Consider the following 16,026-nt stretch of genomic DNA (forward strand, 5'->3'; position numbering starts at 1 on the left):
TGCTCACAGCGGCTCCACGGAGAAGACGTGGGCGACCTGCCCGGCGAAGGGGTCGAGGCGCACATAGTTCTGCCCCGACCACTCGTAGGAGTCTCCGGTGAGCGCGTCGGTCACCCGCACCACCGGGCGCGAGGCGTCCACCCAGCCCGGCAGGCCCAGGGCCTCCAGGTTGAGGTAGACCTCGCCGGCCCTCGCCCCGTACGGGTCGAGGTTGACCACCGTCAGGACGACGTCGTCCCTGCCCGTGGGGCTGTGGAAGGCATCCACCCGCTTGGAGAAGGCGAGGATCTGGTCGTCGCTGGTGGGGTGGAAGTAGATGTCCCGCAGCTGGCGCAGCGAGGGGTGAGCGGCCCGTGCGGCATTGAGGCGCGTGAGGAGGTCCTCGATGCCGTTGCGGCGGGCGGCGGCGAAGTCACGCGGCTTGTACTCGTACTTCTCGTTGTCGATCTGCTCCTCGTAGCCCGGCCGCGGCGTGGACTCGGCCAGCTCGTAGCCCGAGTAGATGCCCCAGGTCGGGCTGAGCGTGGCCGCCAGGACGGCGCGCAGCTTGAAGGCCGGCACCTTCCCGTTGGTCATGAAGGGGGTGAGGATGTCGTGCGTCGTGGGCCAGAAGGCCGGGCGCAGCAGGTGGGCGGTGTCCTTGCTGAGCTCCATCATGTACTCGATGAGCTCTTCCTTGGTGTTGCGCCAGGCGAAGTAGGTGTAGGACTGGTGGAAGCCGATCATGCCCAGGGTGCGCATCATGGCGGGGCGGGTGAAGGCCTCGGCCAGGAACAGCACCTCAGGGGACTCGGCGTGGATCTCGGCGATGAGCCGCTGCCAGAAGGTCAGGGGCTTGGTGTGGGGGTTGTCCACCCGGAAGATCGTCACGCCGTGCGCGATCCAGGTGCGTACGACCTCCAGGATCGCCTGGTAGATGCCCTCGGGGTCGTTGTCGAAATTGAGGGGGTAGATGTCCTGGTACTTCTTGGGCGGGTTCTCGGCGTAGGCGATCGAGCCGTCGGCCAGGACCGTGAACCACTCGGGGTGCTCGGCCACCCAGGGGTGGTCCGGGGAGCACTGGAGCGCCAGGTCCAGGGCCACCTCCATGCCCAGCTCGCGCGAGCGCGCCACCAGGGCGTCGAAGTCCTCGAAGGTGCCCAGGTCGGGGTGGATGGCATCGTGCCCGCCGTCGGGGGAGCCGATGCCGTAGGGGGATCCGGGGTCGCCGGGACGGGCCGTCAGGGTGTTGTTGCGGCCCTTGCGGTTGGTCAGGCCGATGGGGGAGATGGGCGTGAGGTAGAGGACGTCGAAGCCCATGGCCGCGATGCGGTCCAGCCGCTCGGTCGCGCTGCGCAGCGTCCCCGAGTGCCAGGTGCCGTCCTCGTTGACCCCCGAGCCCAGCGAGCGCGGGAAGATCTCATACCAGGAGCCGATCAGGGCGCGCTCGCGGTCCACCTGGAGGGGGTACTCGGCGGAGGGGGAGACGTGGTCGCGCAGCGGCAGGCGCTCCAGGGCGGCCTTGACCGAGTCCGACATGCCCGCAGCCAGGCGGTCGGCCACGGGGTTGGAGGGGTCGCGCATGATCCATACGGCGTCGTTGAGGGCCTTGATGCCCTCCTCGTCACGTCCCTCGATGGCCACCGCCCGGTCCAGGACCCGGGCGCCCTCCTCCAGCATGAGCTCGACGTCGATCCCGGCGGGCACCTTGATGCCGGCGTCGTGACTCCAGGTGGCGTACGGGTCCGACCACCCCTCGACGCGGAAGCGCCAGTCCCCGGGGGCGTCGGGCGCCACGGAGGCCTCATAGCGGTCCAGTCCCGGGGCGATGTCGTGCATGCGGGCGCTCGGGCCGTCACTGCCGTCGGGACGCACCAGCACCGCGGTGGCGCCGTAGCAGTCGTGCCCCTCGCGGAAGACGGTGGCGCGGATCGGGATGACCTCGCCGACGACGGCCTTGGCCGGCCAGCGTCCGTCCTCGACGACGGGAAAGACCTCCGTGACCGGGATCCGGCCGATCAGCGAGAACGGGGCCGGCTGCGGTGCCGTGCAGGCCGCGGACGGCACCGCCGGCGTGGTCTGCGTCCCGGTGCTCTGGGCGGGTGCATCGGTGGGAGCGGCAGAGGACTTGGAGGGACGGGTGGACTGCTTCTTGCCGGCCATCGGCGTCGTGTTCGGAGTCACAGGAACAAGACTACGATGAGAAACGAGCTGAGTCACATGCCGGCTCGCAGGGCGCGGATCGGCCCGGTACGCGCGTCGCGAACCGGGCCGATCGGGTGGCTGGGCAGGTCGGTTCAGCAGCCGGCAGGCCCTCAGTAGTTCATCTGCATGGCGGTGCGGACGTCGTCGAGCGTCCTGGTAGCGACCTCGTTGGCCCGAGCATTGCCCTGCCGCAGGACCTCCAGGAGGTAGTCCTCGTTGGCCGCCAGCTCGGTGCGACGGGCCCGGATGGGGGCGAAGAACTCGTTGACGGCCTCCGTGGTGACCTTCTTGAGCGTGCCCGCCCCGCCGTCGCCGATGCGCTCGGCGATCTCCTCGGGAGCGCCCGCCCCGCACAGGGAGGCCAGCATCAACAGGTTGGAGACCTCCGGCCGGGTGACCGGGTCATAGGTGATGACGCGCTCGGAGTCCGTCTTGGCCTTCTTGAGGGCCTTGGCGGTCTCATCGGCGCTCATGCGCAGCTCGATCGTGTTGTGGCGCGACTTGCTCATCTTCTCCCCGTCCAGGCCCAGCAGCATCGGGGCCTGGCTGAGCAGCGCCTCGGGACGGCGGAAGACCGGGTGGTCCTTGACCGCCCGCCCGTAGCGCTTGTCGAAGCGCTGAGCGATGAGCCGGGCCTGCTCCAGGTGGGGGAGCTGGTCCTTCCCGACGGGCACGAGGTTGGCCTGGCAGAAGAGGATGTCGGTGGCCTGGTGAACCGGGTAGGTGAGCATCAGGCCGCTCATAGCCCGCCCGTCGGTGGCCTCCAGCTCCGACTTCACCGTGGGGTTGCGGTGCAGCTCGGACTCGGTGACCAGGGACAGGAAGGGCAGCATCAGCTGGTTCTGGGCCGGGACCGCCGAGTGGGCGAAGATCGTCGAGCGCTGCGGGTCCACGCCCACCGCCAGGGCGTCGGTAATCAGGGACAGGACCCGCTCGCGAATGGGCCCTACGCCGTCGCGGTCGGTGATGACCTGGTAGTCGGCCACGAGGATCCAGGTCTCTACGCCCGCGTCCTGGATCGTCTTCCAGGAGTGCATGGTGCCGAAGTAGTGGCCCAGGTGCATGTTCCCGGTGGGGCGGACCCCGGTGAACATCCGGTAGCGGCCGGGGTTGACGGCGATATCGGCCTCGATCTCGGCGGAGCGGGCGATGGATCGGGCCAGGGAGGCGTCATTGGTGGCGTTGGCCAGGGCCTCCTCGGCCGCGGTGGGGGTCTGAGTCATGGCCTCATCCTAGGGGGTGCTGGTGTTGCGACGGACTGGGGCTGGCGTCGCCCGGCCCCGGGCTCAGTCATCGGCAGGCTGGGCGGCCAAGGCGCGCTCCAGCTCTTGGCGGGCCTGGGCGACGCGCTCGGGAGTGAAAGAGCTGTCATGGCTGATCAGGGCCAACCCATCGAGGATCTCGGCACCATAGCGGTGCCCGTGCCCGGCAGGCACGTTCATCGCCCGCGGCAGGTCTGCGCTCACCTGGAAGAAGGTGATGTAAGGCATCCAGTGCATAGCGGGGGAGCGATCCTTCCCTGGCTGCTCCCCTAACCAGTCCGGCGTCTGACGGATCAGCCTCGGCGACCACCACACCACCGGGTCGCTCGCATGCTGGATATAGAGGATCCTCTGGTCTCCCCAGCTGTTATCTCCGGCGAAGGCCTCCATGTCCGCCTGGTCCTGGGCGAAGCGCACCGTCAGGCCGGCCGAGTAGGTGGGGTCTACCTCCCTTGTGCCCGGATCGCGCCGTGTCACCAGGTCTTGCCACAGCCGCGAGGAGTTGGGCGGTCCTACCCATAGGACGCCGTCGACCGAGTGCAGGACGTCGGCCAAGCTGTCGAAGGCGGCCTCACCGGCCAGCACTCCCATCGACTCCCCATACAGCAGGAGCCGGGGCCGGTGGCCTTCCGGAAGCGTCTTCCACCAGGCCACGATAGCCGTCACCAGCGCCTTGCCAGAGGCTCGGGCCTTGTCAGAGTCGGCAATGAACTGCACTCCTGAGGGCAGGCAGGAGTACTGGGCTGCTGCGATCGCGGTATCACCGTCGTAGAGCACCTCCAGTGACAGGGCCGCTACTGGGTCCACCCAACCGGTCCCCGTCGTCGGGGCGATCAGGATCGCCGAGCGGGAGGCCGCCCCGGTGCGCTTGAGCTCCTCAACGACCAGCGCGGCTCGGGCCTTGTCACTGCTGGCGCTCTCCAACCCGGCGTAGACACGGATCGGTTCACTGGCCGGCCGAGAGGTCACCTTCTCAAGGCCCTGCGCATTCAGGCCCCGGCCCACGAAGCGCTTTCCGTAGGCCCCCAGGGACTCCCAGGACACCAGCGAGTCCGGTGAGCCTGAGCGCTCGGCCGCCGTCGGCTGCGACGTCGAGGGCGGATCGGCGCTGTTGCGCACGGAGAAGGCCGACTCCGCGCCCCGGATGATGATGCCCGGGATCGCCTGGTTCACCAGCGTGAATACCAGCACGAGCACGATGATCCAGGAGGATGCCGAGCGCACCGGCAGTGGTATCCGCTGTGGCAGGTTCCGCTTCAACCAGGCCTCCAGGTGCAGGAAACCGCGCCCCACCATGACCAGGGTCATCCAGATGCTGAAGCCCACGGGGAAGACCAACAGGTACTGCGCGGGCGAGTAGGCGCGGTAGTCAGTCAGGGAGGCCACCTGCTGCTGCCAGTGGACCGCCTGCAGCAGGATCGCATTGAGCCCCAGAATCACGATAACGCTCAGCGTTATCTCCACCCGTCGTCTCCAGCGAGGCACCCAGGATGGCAGACTCCGGCCGCTGGCCTCCCACAGGATCTGCACCACCCTGCTCACCCAGGTACGCCAGTTCCACGACAACCAGACGCCTACGAGGTAACCGGATGCCGCGCACAACCCGCAGGCCACCCCCTGAAAGAGGATGTCGCGGGGGATGAGCGACGGTGTCAGTGCCAGGACGAAGAACACTGAGCCCAGGACCAGTCCGGCCGGATCCGGCCGCAGACGGTCCCAGGCACGTTCAACAGGGGGAGGAAATGTCGGCATCGGGCGCCAGCCTATGCCGAATCAACTACCCGGTGCGGCTGCCTTAGCTCGCACCGGCTGCCTCAGTCTGTTCGGTCTGGGGACCTGCCTTGAGGGTCTCCAGCGGTTCGCCGGAGAAGTAGATCCGCAGGGACAGCGCCTCCAGCATCGTCGTGTCGCCCGGCCGGTCGTGATGGCAGTCCGTGAGACTCTCGGCGGCGCGGCCCTCGGGTTCGGCGGCCGTGGTCCTGACCTCCTTGACCTCGCCGGAGCCGTCCGTCTCGATGATGACGTCGGCCTGGGTGTCCTGGGGGCTTCGGCTCACGCGCCGTGCCTGGGAGAAGGGTGCTGTGTGAGGCTGGGGGACCGCCCAGGTCGAGTCCCAGGCCAGGTGCCAGTCGGTCCCGCGTCCCTCGGGCAGGACGACATCGACCTGGTCCAGGGCGCCGTTGATGACCACGAGCATGTCGTCGTCGTTCCAAGGGTGGCCCGAGCGCAGCATCTGGACGACGCGAGTGTGCGGGTCGTGCCAGGAGTCCCCGTCCATCGGTGCGGCATCCGCCCGGTACCAGGCCAGATCCGCGATCGCGTCGCCTTCCAGGACCTGGCCGGTCGCGAAGCGCGAGGGGCGCACCACCGGGTGGCTGTGGCGCTGGTGGATGAGGAATCGCGTCGTGGCGACCAGGTCGCGCTGCCAGACCTCCAGGTTCCAGTCCACCCAGGAGAGCACGGAGTCCTGGCAGTAGCAGTTGTTGTTGCCCTGCTGGGTGCGTCCCATCTCGTCGCCCGCCACCAGCATGGGGGTCCCGGCGCTCAGCAGCACGGTGGCCAGCAGGTTGCGCATCGACCGGCGGCGCAGCACCTCGATCGGGCCGCCGTTGATGCCCTCGACGACGTCCCCCTCGAAGCCGTGGTTCCAGGAACGGTTGTTGGAGTTGCCGTCCCGGTTGTCCTCCTTGTTGGCCAGATTGTGCTTGTGGTCGTAGACCACCAGGTCGCGCAGGGTGAAGCCATCGTGCGCGGCCACGAAGTTGACCGAGCCCAGCGGGCCGCGACCACCGGGGAACTCCCCGTGGCTGAACAGGTCCGCGCTGCCCGACAGGCGCGTGGCCAGGTCTCGCAGGTCCGAGCCCAGACGGCCCTTGGAGATCTCCGAGGCGTCATGCAGCCAGAAGGAGCGCGTGGTGTCACGGAAGTGGTCGTTCCAGTCCTGGAAGGGCTCGGGGAACTGCCCGGTGCGCCAGCCGCCGGGCCCCACGTCCCAGGGCTCGCTGATGAGCTTGACCGTGCTGAGCACCGGGTCCGTGGCGATCGCCGTGAGCAGCGGGTGACGCGGAGAGAACTCCGCGGCGTGGCGCCCCAGAGTGGTGGCCAGGTCGAAGCGGAAGCCGTCGACACCGACCTCGGTGACCCAGTAGCGCAGCGAGTCCAGAACCAGCCGGATCGCACCCGTGGCCCGGAAGTCCACCGTGTTGCCGGTGCCGGTGACGTCCATGTACTGCGCCGGCAGGTAGGGGGCGTGCAGGTAGTAGTCCAGGTTGTCCAGGCCGCGCAGGCTCAAGGACGGGCCATCGACACCGCCCTCGCAGGTGTGGTTGTAGACGACGTCGAGCACGACCTCCAGGCCGGCCTCGTGGAGCATGGAGACCATGCCGCGGACCTCGTCCAGGACCGCCTGCGGGCCGGCCGCACGCGCCGCGGCCGTGGCGTAAGAGGGCTCGGGCGCGAAGTAGCTCAGCGTGGAGTAGCCCCAGTAGTTGCTCAGGCCCCGCTTGGTCAGGAAGGGCTCGCTCACCGAGGCGTGGATCGGCAGCAGCTCGATCGTGGTGATCCCCAGGGCCTTGAGGTGCTCGACCGTCACCGAGTGGGCCAGCCCCGCGTAGGTGCCGCGCAGCTCCTCGGGCACCCCGGGCAGCTGGTAGGTCAGGCCCTTGACATGGGCCTCATAGATGACGGCGCGCTCGCGGGGCACACGCGGGCCCGGAACCACCGGGAAGGTGTCACCGGTGACCACGCCGACGGCGGTGCTGCCGGCCGAGTCCAGGCGCGAGGGCCTCCACGGCTCGGCCGCAGGGACCAGGTCATCGGTGACCTCATGGGCGTAGACGGCCGGCCCCAGGTCCACGTGGCCGTCCAGGGCCCGGGCGTAGGGGTCCAGCAGCAGCTTGCGGGGGTTGTAGAGCAGGCCCTCGTGCGGGTTCCAGGGGCCGTGGGCGCGGTAGCCATAGCGCTGACCGGCACCGACACCGGGGACGTGCGCGCTCCACAGGCCCCGCGAGGGCCCGTGCATCCCGATCCGGGTCTCCTCCACCACGGCGCCGTCGGCATCCATGGTCAGCAGGCACAGGTCCACGGCCGTGGCATGCGGGGCGTGGACCGCGAAGTCCGCGCCATCTCCGTTCAGGGTGACGCCCAGCCCGTGGTCGGGAGCTGCGGGCAGGTCGGCGCGCGGTGCTGGAGCGGGCTCTGGCGTCGAAGGCATGGGCCCATTGTCATGGCGGCCGCTGGTTGCTACCACTTGAAGGGACGTGAGGTCTCCCTCGTGGGAGTGCGCCCCGTCGCGTTCAACCCACCCGCTGTGACTGCCTCGTCATCATCGCGTCGTCTTCATCCCTGTCCTGACGCCGTGTCAGGGTGACTGAGCGCTCAGTGGCGAGATGCCGCTGTTATGGCAACCTTGAGCCCATGAGAATCGTGGTCTGCATCAAGCACGTTCCTGACGTCCAGTCCGAGCGTCGCATCGAGGACGGCCGCCTCGTGCGCGGCGAGGAGGACGTCCTCAACGAGCTCGACGAGAACGCCGTCGAGGCCGCCGTCGCCCTGGCCGAGGAGGCCGACGGCGAGGTCATCGCCCTGACCATGGGGCCGGAGGATGCTGAGGACGGGGTGCGTCGCGCCCTGCAGATGGGGGCCGACTCCGGGGTCGTCGTGGCCGATGACGACCTGGCCGGCGCCGACGTCGTCACCACCGCCCGGGTCCTGGCCGCCGCCATCGAGCGCATCGGCGAGGTCGACCTGGTCGTCACCGGAATGGCCTCCCTGGACTCTATGACCTCCATGCTGCCCGGCGCCCTGGCCGCCGCCCTGCACCTTCCGGCCGTCACGCTGGCCAACCGGCTCGAGGTCGACGGCGGCGCCGTAACCGTCACCCGCACCGTGGGCACCGTCCGCGAGGTCCTCAGTGCGCCGCTGCCCGCGCTCGTCAGCGTCACCGACCAGGCCAACGAGCCCCGCTACCCCAACTTCGCCGCCATGCGCGCCGCGAAGAAGAAGCCCATCGACTTCTGGGATGTTTCCGAGCTCGGCCTTCAGATCGCCGAGCCGGCCGTCGCCGTCGTCGACGACGAGGCCCGACCCGCCCGTGAGGCCGGCATCATCCGCACCGACGCCGGAGAGGCGGGCCGCGAGCTCGCCGCCTGGCTCGTGGAGAACAAGCTCGTCTGACGGCCGGCCGCAGTGCCCGCCCACGTCCCGGCAGGGGCGCTGGACGCCGTCGCGCCGCCCGCTCGCCTCCTACCACTCGCGAAAGAAGCTGATTCCCATGCTCGATGCCCCCCTGCTCGTCCTCGTCGACCTCGAGACCACCGAGGCCGCCCCCACCGGCCCCAGCCTGGAGCTGCTCACCGCCGCCCGGGAGCTGACCGGCGGCGACGTCGTCGCCCTGGCCCTCCAGCCTCTGGGTGAGGCCGCCTCAGCGGCCCTGGCCGGCGCCGGAGCCACCCGCTTGCTGTCCGCCGACCTGGGTGAGGCCGCCCACCTGCCCGCCACCGCAGCCGACGCCGTCGTGGCGGCCGTCGGCGCCGTCCAGCCCGCCGCGGTCCTGGTCGTCTCCGACTACCGCGGCAAGGAGCTGGCCGGACGGGCCGCCGTCGTGCTCGGCTCGGCCTGCGTCAGCGACGTCACCGCCCTGGAGGCCGCCGGCACCGAGCTGCGCGCCTCCAAGCTGGTCCTGTCCGGCTCCTGGTCCACCACCGCCGGCGTCGCCTCGGGCGGCAACGCACCGATCATCGCCGTGCGCCCCGGGATCGCCGAGGTCGCCGCGACTGAGGGGGTGCCCCTGACGGCCGAGCCCCTCGAGGTCCCCGTCAGCGCCGAGGCCGCCGCCGTGCGCCTCGTCTCGCGTGAGGCCACCTCCGTGGCCTCCGGTCCGGTCCTGAGCGAGGCGCGCACTGTCGTCGTGGGCGGCCGCGGCGTGGACGGCGACTTCGACCTGGTCCGCTCCCTGGCCCAGCCGCTCGACGCCGCGGTGGGAGCCACCCGCGTGGCCTGCGACGAGGGCTGGATCGAGCGCAGCGCCCAGATCGGTCAGACCGGCGAGACCATCTCCCCACGCCTGTACATCGGCCTGGGCGTCTCCGGCGCTGTCCACCACACCAGCGGCATCCAGGGGGCCGGCACCGTCGTCGCCATCTGCGACGACTCCGAGGCCCCGATCTTCGAGATGGCCGACTTCGGCGTCGTCGGCGACGTCACCGAGGTCGTGCCCCAGCTCGTCGAGGAGCTCGCCAGGCTGCGCGGCTGAGCTCGTCCTCAACGACCTCGTCCTCAATGACATTGTGGGGGTGCCCCGTCTCATCGACGGCGCACCCCCACAACGCGCACGGGGCGTCAGCTCCTCCGGTGCCCCAGTCCGGTGACCTTGAAGCCGTCCTCACTGGGAGTGAGGATGAGCCAGGCCCCGTACTCGAACTGAGCGCGGTGGTTGGGAAGCGGCTGCATCCAGGGCTTGGACTGATCCTCCGAGGTCATCGGGCACAGGATCGACCCGGGAGCCAGATCCTCAGAGATCACCATGGTCCCGAACAACGAGTCCTTGGGGCCCGCCAGCAGGCAGGAGGCCACCTTGCCTCCCTTGGGCAGGTAGGCGCTGCGCGCCGTGGCGTCACCGGCCTGCGTGGAGCCGGCCGGCTCATCCAGGGAGGAGAGCACCGCGGAGTCGACCTGGTCGGTGACCTTACTGTCCTCCTTAGCAGCCAGGGCGTCGTAGACAGCCTGAACCTTGACCAGTGACGGGCGGTGGATGTCCTGGGTCGGGAGGTGGTAGACGACGTCGAACAGCGCCAGGGACTCACCGTCCCACTGAGCGGCGACGGCGGCCGTCCCCGAACCGGAACAGGCCTTGCAGTCCATGTCCCCGGCGACCATGAGCTGGGGCATGTTGAACAGCACGGTTCCGCCCACGACGCGCAGGTTCTCCATATGGGTTGCCGGAGTGTAGCCGATCTCGTTGCTGCCCTCCATGATGAGGGAGCCGACCATCTGCTTGTCCCCGTTGTAGGCGGCCATGACGTCGAAGGCCGCAGCGGTGCCGCTGTTGCACTCCAGAACCGCGACCGTCACCGGGGAGGAGCCGAAGAAGCCCGGCTGAGCCTCCTTCAGCGCGACGGTGAAGTTGCTTCCGCCAGGGCCGTTGCCCGCCGCCGCGGTCGCGGTGCCGCTGGAGAAGGTGAGGCTGGTCTTGTCATCCTTCATCTTCTCGACCACCTGCGACTTCGTCGTGCCGCGGACCACGGAGGCGAAGCCGTCGGCGCAAACGGTCGGGACATCGAGGGTGGTGCCGCCCAGCTCCTCCAGGCTGGGGGCGGGCTTGGCTGCGGAGGTCGGGGCTGAGGTCGGCAGCGCCGTGGCGCGGGTCGAGCTCGAGCCGGAGTCGAAGGTCATGACCGACGTCGTCGAGCCGTTGAAGACCACGACGTAGCCATCGCCGGCCGCCCACGAGGTCACCGGGGTGGAGACCCTCCAGATCGTGCTCCCGTCGACCGGGTCGAGGGCGCGCAGCGAGTCCGGGTAGGCCATGACGAGGGCCCCCTTGCTGGTCTGCCAGCGGGGTACCACCTCGGTGCCCAAGGTGTTGAGAGCGCCCGCGCCCTCGGGGAGCTTGCTCGACCACAGCACGCTGCTGCCGTCCAGGCCGGCCACCGTGACGCCGTCACTGACCACCCAGACATCACGGCTCATCGGCAGGTTGACACTGACGAGCTTGCGGGGCGCCTCGACTCGGGTCGCCCACACCGGCTTGGAACCGTCGAGCTTCAGCCCCGAGACCTTCTCCCGGTTGACGCTCACGGTTCCGTCGGAGCTGACCGACAGGGGTTTTCCGTCCCCGGGAGTGTCGCTCAGCCGCACCGAGGCGGGTGCCGGTCCCGACGCCCGCGTGCTCGGTGACGCCGGTGCGCCAGGAGTGGAGGACGGGGCGGCGGAGGGAGCCGCGGGGCCCACGGGGTTCGTGGGGGCCATGCCATTGGGGATCTTCGAGGGCCCGCTCTGGGAGGGAGCGGCCGAGCGGGCGTCACTGGGCTGGGGTGCAACCGGTGAGGCGGGCGCCGTGGGGGCCTCGGCGGAGACAGTTGAGGGCTTGGCGGGGGAGTTGATCCCCGAGGCCAGATCGATGCTGATCTGGTCACCGCAGTCCAAGGTCTTGGCGTTCATCCGGCAGTCGAGGTACTGGCCAGCCAGATTATCGGGGATGGGGACCTGCCACGCGGCGTAGGACGACGATGAGCTCGGGTTCAAAGCCACCAGTGCCTCACGTCGATCAGCGATCACCCGCAGGATCGTCAGCTGCTTGCTGGTGATCGTCGTGGTGCTGTTGGCGTCGAAGGGTGCCGCCGCGAGCTCCTTACCGATGTTGGACAGGTCCTGCTGCGCCTGGAGGATCGGGGCCGTGACCATGGAGAGCGGGTCGGAGCTGCGCGTCAGCGCCCAGATGCCTCCACCGCCGAGCGCCAGGACCAGGGCGACGACGGCGCTGAGGATCCCGAGCCGTGCCCGACGGCGCCGCTGAGGCGGAGGCGGTGAGGCGAGGGCAGGAGGCCCCTGGGGCGGCGCCGCAGGCGGCGGGGTCGTGGATGAGGGGGCCTCCGGGGAAGGCGATTCGGGAGCAGGGGAGTCAGGAGCAGGGGAGTCAGGAGACGGAGACATAACCGCAGCCTAGAAGGAAATGGGCCGGCCGAGAGGCGGAATAAGATTCGTACCGATCGGTTGAATAGACTTCCTGTCGTGCGGGCACATGTCCGTAGGAATGTGCCGTCATGTCCGTATCCGGCACAGCCCGGGTGGGACGTCAGGCGACGGCGTGGCTGGGGGACTGCTCGGACGCGACGGTCGCCTGGGCCAGGACCTGGTCGCCGTCGTCGCCGCCGTAGATGACCAGGCTCTGACCGGCGGCCACGCCACGCAAGGGCACGGCCAGGTCGGCGTGCAGGAGCCCGCGCGCCGCATCGACGCGGACCCTTGCCGGGACCGGGCGGCCGTGAGCGCGCACCTGGACGCTGGCCTCCTGCCAGCCGACGGCGGGGGAGCCGTCAGAATCGGTGGTGCCGGTGTCCGGGCCGGTGGTGAGCGGCTCGGGGTCGGCGAGCAGAACGAGCCCGTCGCCGTCGACCGCGGTGCGGCTGAGCAGCTCCTCGGGGCCGACGACGACCTCGTTGGTGGCCGGATGCGTCTCGATGACGTAGCGGGGGCGGCCGTCCTCGGCCGGGCGGGACAGACCCAGGCCCTTGCGCTGGCCGACGGTGAAACCGAAGTAGCCCTGATGGGTGCCCAGGACCTCGCCGTCGGGGGAGACCATGGCGCCCTCGTGGGCGCCGAGCGAGCGGGTCAGGAAACCGCGCGTGTCGCCGTCGGCCACGAAGCAGATGTCGTAGGAGTCCGGCTTGGAGGCCACCGGCAGCCCCCGGGACTCGGCCTCGGCGCGCACCTGCGCCTTGGAAGGGGCATCGCCCAGCGGGAAGAGCGCCCGGGCCAGGCCCTCGCGGCCCGAGACGGCCAGAACATAGGACTGGTCCTTGGCGGCGTCGACGGCGCGGCGCAGCGTGAGGCCCGTGGTGTCGCCGGGGCGGCCGGAGGAGGCGCCGCCGCTCAGGCGCGCATAGTGGCCGGTGGCGACGGCGTCGAAGCCCAGGGCCAGGGCCCGCTCCAGGAGGGCGTCGAACTTGACGCGCTCGTTGCAGCGCACACAGGGATTGGGTGTGCGTCCGGCGCGGTACTCGTCGAGGAAGTCGGCCACGACGCGCTCCTCGAACTCCTCGGACAGGTCCCACACGTAGAAGGGGATGCCCAGGATCTGGGCGGCCCAGCGGGCGTCGGCGGAGTCCTCGATGGAGCAGCAGCCACGCGAACCCGAACGGGTCTGGGCCCGGTTGCGGGTCAGGGCCATGTGGACGCCCACGACCTCGTGACCGGCGTCGACGGCGCGCGCCGCGGCCACGGCGGAGTCGACTCCACCGGACAGGGCGGCCAGGACGCGCACGAGGATCTCCTTCAGGCAGACGGGTAGCCGTTGCTACGGGCCGTGGCAGGCTACCGCAGGTCGACCGCGACGGGGCAACCGGAAGAACCCAGGGGACCTCGTGGCGCCCGGCAAAGAAGGCGCTGAGGGAGGAGATGTCATACCTGACAAGTGCGTCACCGGCGCCGGCAGCTTCACCCTGACCCTGCGCGACCAGCGTTGATGCGCAGAGTTCTTCGTTATCCGTCGGGGGAGTGCAAGCGCATTCTCAGCGTGGCGGGTGAGCATGTGACGGTAGTGCCCAGGCATGTTCCAGCAGCGCCTGACCAGTGGCGTCATGCTCTTCGTCGGGCTCGACTCGACAAAGGCGTGGCAGTGCGTGTCAGTGTGCTCATGGTGCTCTTGCCTCATCGTTCACGAAAGGAGTCGCGATGTCTGATGCGTGGTTGGCCTTCTTGGTTATTTTCGCCATGCTGCTGGCGATCTGGCGGATAGCAGATGGTCGAGAGCGTCCGATGACGAAGAGCGAGCAGGAACGCATGTTCTTCCGGCAGACCTACAGCCTGTCGATCGATCGCATGCTCTCGGAGAGCCCGCTGGACCGGGACGAGGTACGGCGCCTGCGTGACTCCGGGAGAAGGGACGGGAGTGCGCGAGCCATCAGATACGTACAAGAATGGGACCCCGTTCCTCGGGAGATCGCCGCTCAGTTCGTCGACCGCGTGTGAGAGGGGCTGCGCTGGATCGAGAACTGCGTTCTCCGCCCAGGACGTACTTTTCCCCCACACGACTGCTGACGGACTCCAGTCGTTTGGGGACATCGCAGTCCTCGGTCACCAAGTACGTCCCCGATGGCCAAGAACTCGGGCTCAAGAGCGGATGGCCGGCAGCATGGCGCTGTTGCGTGGCCATTGAGGGTCACTCAACGGGCGGCGAACTCATGGCCGGCGCGAATGAGGTCCCGGAGCCAGTCGCTCTGTGCGGCCTCCATCGTCTTGACGACGACGTGGTGGTTCCACCTGTTGGCACTGACCTGGTCGACGCGGTGGAAGTGCGGATCCTCCATGGGACGATCGAGCCTCTCGTTGAGGAACAGGGTGCCGTCGCCCGTCCTCTCATAGGTCCAGACCCACAGGAACTTCCGGTTGACGGAGAAGCTCACCTGGGCCGTCAGGTGCTTCGTGACGGAGCCGAGCGAGAGGGCGTAGGACTCGATCGCCGCGTACATGGCGGCCGATGCCGGCTTGCTGCTGAAGTCGCCGATCATCTTGTTCGAGGTGGTGGGCATGCGGTGCTCCTCGTGAGTCGTCGGACTGGATGCTGTTACGAGTGTGTCCCGGCCGCCTTGTGCGTCACCTTCCAGGCGCGCCTGGCTCCCTCCAGGGCGGCGGGCAGGGCGGCGAGCAGGCGCTCGACGTCCTCGGGGATCGTCTCCCGGCCCAGTGAGCAGCGCAGCGTGGAGCGGGCCGGCCCCTCCTCAAAGCCCATCGCCAGGAGCACGTGACTGGGCTGGGTGACCCCGGCGTGGCAGGCCGACCCCGCCGACGCATCAATCCCCGCCAGGTCCAGGGCCATGAGCAGCGCCTCGGCGTCGGCCTCCTCGAACCACAGGTGCGCCGTCGAGGCCACATGATCGGCACCCTCCGGCAACGTGGCGTGAACGCCCGCAAGCCCCCCGGCACCCTCCAGGATCCGACGCCGCAGCACCGCCAGCCGGGCCTCCTGCTCCTCCCGCTCGGCGACCGCCAGCTTCACCGCCAGCGCCAGTGCCCGGGCCGCCACCACGTCCTGAGTGCCCGAGCGGAGCCCCCGCTCCTGACGGCCCCCACCCGTGGCCGGCGTCAACCCCAGGTCGCGGCGAACCACCAGGGCCCCCACACCCACCGGCGCCCCCAGCTTGTGCCCCGTCAGGCTCATCGCATCCAGACCCCAGCCATGGAAGTCCACCGGAACCTTCCCCAGCGCCGCAACCACGTCGGAGTGGACGGGTACGTACCCGGTCTCGCCGGGACGCCCGGCGCCGCTGGCCTCCCGTACGCGCTCCACCAGCGCCGCCATGTCCTGCACCACGCCGGTCTCATTGTTCGCCGTCATCACCGACACCAGGGACGCGGGGGAGTGGCCGGTACTGCCCGCCGGCGCCAGTGCTCGATCCACCGAGTCGAGCTCGACCCGCCCGGCGTTGTCAACCTCCAGCAGGCTCAGCCCCGCCCCCAGCTGGTCCACGGCGGTGCGCGCCGAGTCCAGAACCGCCGGGTGCTCAATCGGAGAGACGACCAGCCTCCCGCCCGGAACCGCTCGCGCCCGCCCCGAGACCACGAGGGCGTCGGCCTCCGTCCCACCGGAGGTCAGCAGCACCTCATGCGCATCCACCCCCAGGGCACTCGCCAGGCGGGCACGCGCCTGCGCCAGCAGCGCCCCCACCCGCCGGCCCGCAGTGTGCTGCGCACTCGGATTCGCCCAGCCCCCGAGTCCACTGGCCAGGTCCTCGGCAATCTGCCGGGCGACCTCGGGGCGGACCGGGGATGTGGCGGCATGATCGAGATAGGTGCGCACACCCCCAGCCTAAACGGCGGCACCGGCGACCAGCATGGTCCGCACGCGGCCTCCGCGCCGCCC

Annotated in this window: 11 protein-coding genes; 3 read left to right on the forward strand and 8 right to left on the reverse strand. The window is 69.8% G+C overall.

All coding sequences use genetic code 11. From position 1 onward, the window contains the following. Positions 1-3: 3 nt before the first annotated feature. From FK267_RS06885 to glgX, 4 genes are all read right to left on the reverse strand, one after another. The gene (locus FK267_RS06885) at positions 4-2,163 is read right to left on the reverse strand and encodes an alpha-1,4-glucan--maltose-1-phosphate maltosyltransferase (protein WP_141406741.1); all 2,160 of its coding nucleotides are present in this window, start codon (positions 2,161-2,163) and stop codon (positions 4-6) included. A 131-nt stretch (positions 2,164-2,294) separates the two neighbouring features. Next, complete coding sequence (gene trpS / locus FK267_RS06890; RefSeq protein WP_141406742.1) at positions 2,295-3,407, reverse strand: tryptophan--tRNA ligase; 1,113 nt, start codon at positions 3,405-3,407, stop codon at positions 2,295-2,297. Positions 3,408-3,470: 63 nt separating this feature from the next. Next, positions 3,471-5,198 (reverse strand): alpha/beta hydrolase, encoded by a 1,728-nt coding sequence (locus FK267_RS06895; protein ID WP_141406743.1) that lies wholly within the window; start codon positions 5,196-5,198, stop codon positions 3,471-3,473. Between the two features lie 43 nt (positions 5,199-5,241). After that, entirely contained in the window at positions 5,242-7,659 is a 2,418-nt protein-coding gene (gene glgX, locus FK267_RS06900; protein WP_141406744.1) for a glycogen debranching protein GlgX, read from the reverse strand. Positions 7,660-7,862: 203 nt separating this feature from the next. On the opposite strand from glgX, the gene FK267_RS06905 reads away from it, so the two are divergent. Together FK267_RS06905 and FK267_RS06910 are read left to right on the forward strand one after the other, a co-directional pair. Then, entirely contained in the window at positions 7,863-8,621 is a 759-nt protein-coding gene (locus FK267_RS06905; protein ID WP_043538137.1) for an electron transfer flavoprotein subunit beta/FixA family protein, read from the forward strand. 97 nt (positions 8,622-8,718) lie between these two features. Next, positions 8,719-9,699: an electron transfer flavoprotein subunit alpha/FixB family protein gene (locus tag FK267_RS06910; protein ID WP_075377970.1), complete on the forward strand. Its 981-nt coding sequence runs from the start codon at positions 8,719-8,721 to the stop codon at positions 9,697-9,699. 86 nt (positions 9,700-9,785) lie between these two features. Here FK267_RS06910 and FK267_RS06915 read toward each other — a convergent pair whose 3' ends face one another. Both FK267_RS06915 and mnmA read right to left on the reverse strand, forming a co-directional pair. Continuing rightward, positions 9,786-12,098: a hypothetical protein gene (locus FK267_RS06915; RefSeq protein ID WP_141406745.1), complete on the reverse strand. Its 2,313-nt coding sequence runs from the start codon at positions 12,096-12,098 to the stop codon at positions 9,786-9,788. 142 nt (positions 12,099-12,240) lie between these two features. After that, on the reverse strand, positions 12,241-13,428 hold the full coding sequence (gene mnmA / locus FK267_RS06920) for a tRNA 2-thiouridine(34) synthase MnmA (RefSeq protein WP_141406746.1): 1,188 nt from the start codon (positions 13,426-13,428) through the stop codon (positions 12,241-12,243). 410 nt (positions 13,429-13,838) lie between these two features. Between mnmA and FK267_RS06925 the strand changes: the two genes are divergently transcribed. After that, entirely contained in the window at positions 13,839-14,135 is a 297-nt protein-coding gene (locus FK267_RS06925) for a hypothetical protein (protein WP_141406747.1), read from the forward strand. 194 nt (positions 14,136-14,329) lie between these two features. On the opposite strand, the gene FK267_RS06930 is transcribed toward FK267_RS06925, so the two are convergent. Then, positions 14,330-14,695: a DUF5655 domain-containing protein gene (locus tag FK267_RS06930; RefSeq protein ID WP_141406748.1), complete on the reverse strand. Its 366-nt coding sequence runs from the start codon at positions 14,693-14,695 to the stop codon at positions 14,330-14,332. Between the two features lie 35 nt (positions 14,696-14,730). After that, on the reverse strand, positions 14,731-15,963 hold the full coding sequence (locus FK267_RS06935; protein WP_141406749.1) for a cysteine desulfurase family protein: 1,233 nt from the start codon (positions 15,961-15,963) through the stop codon (positions 14,731-14,733). Positions 15,964-16,026: the final 63 nt, after the last annotated feature.

Origin of the sequence: Actinomyces oris, assembly GCF_006546825.1 — a bacterium.
GTDB lineage: Bacteria > Actinomycetota > Actinomycetes > Actinomycetales > Actinomycetaceae > Actinomyces > Actinomyces oris.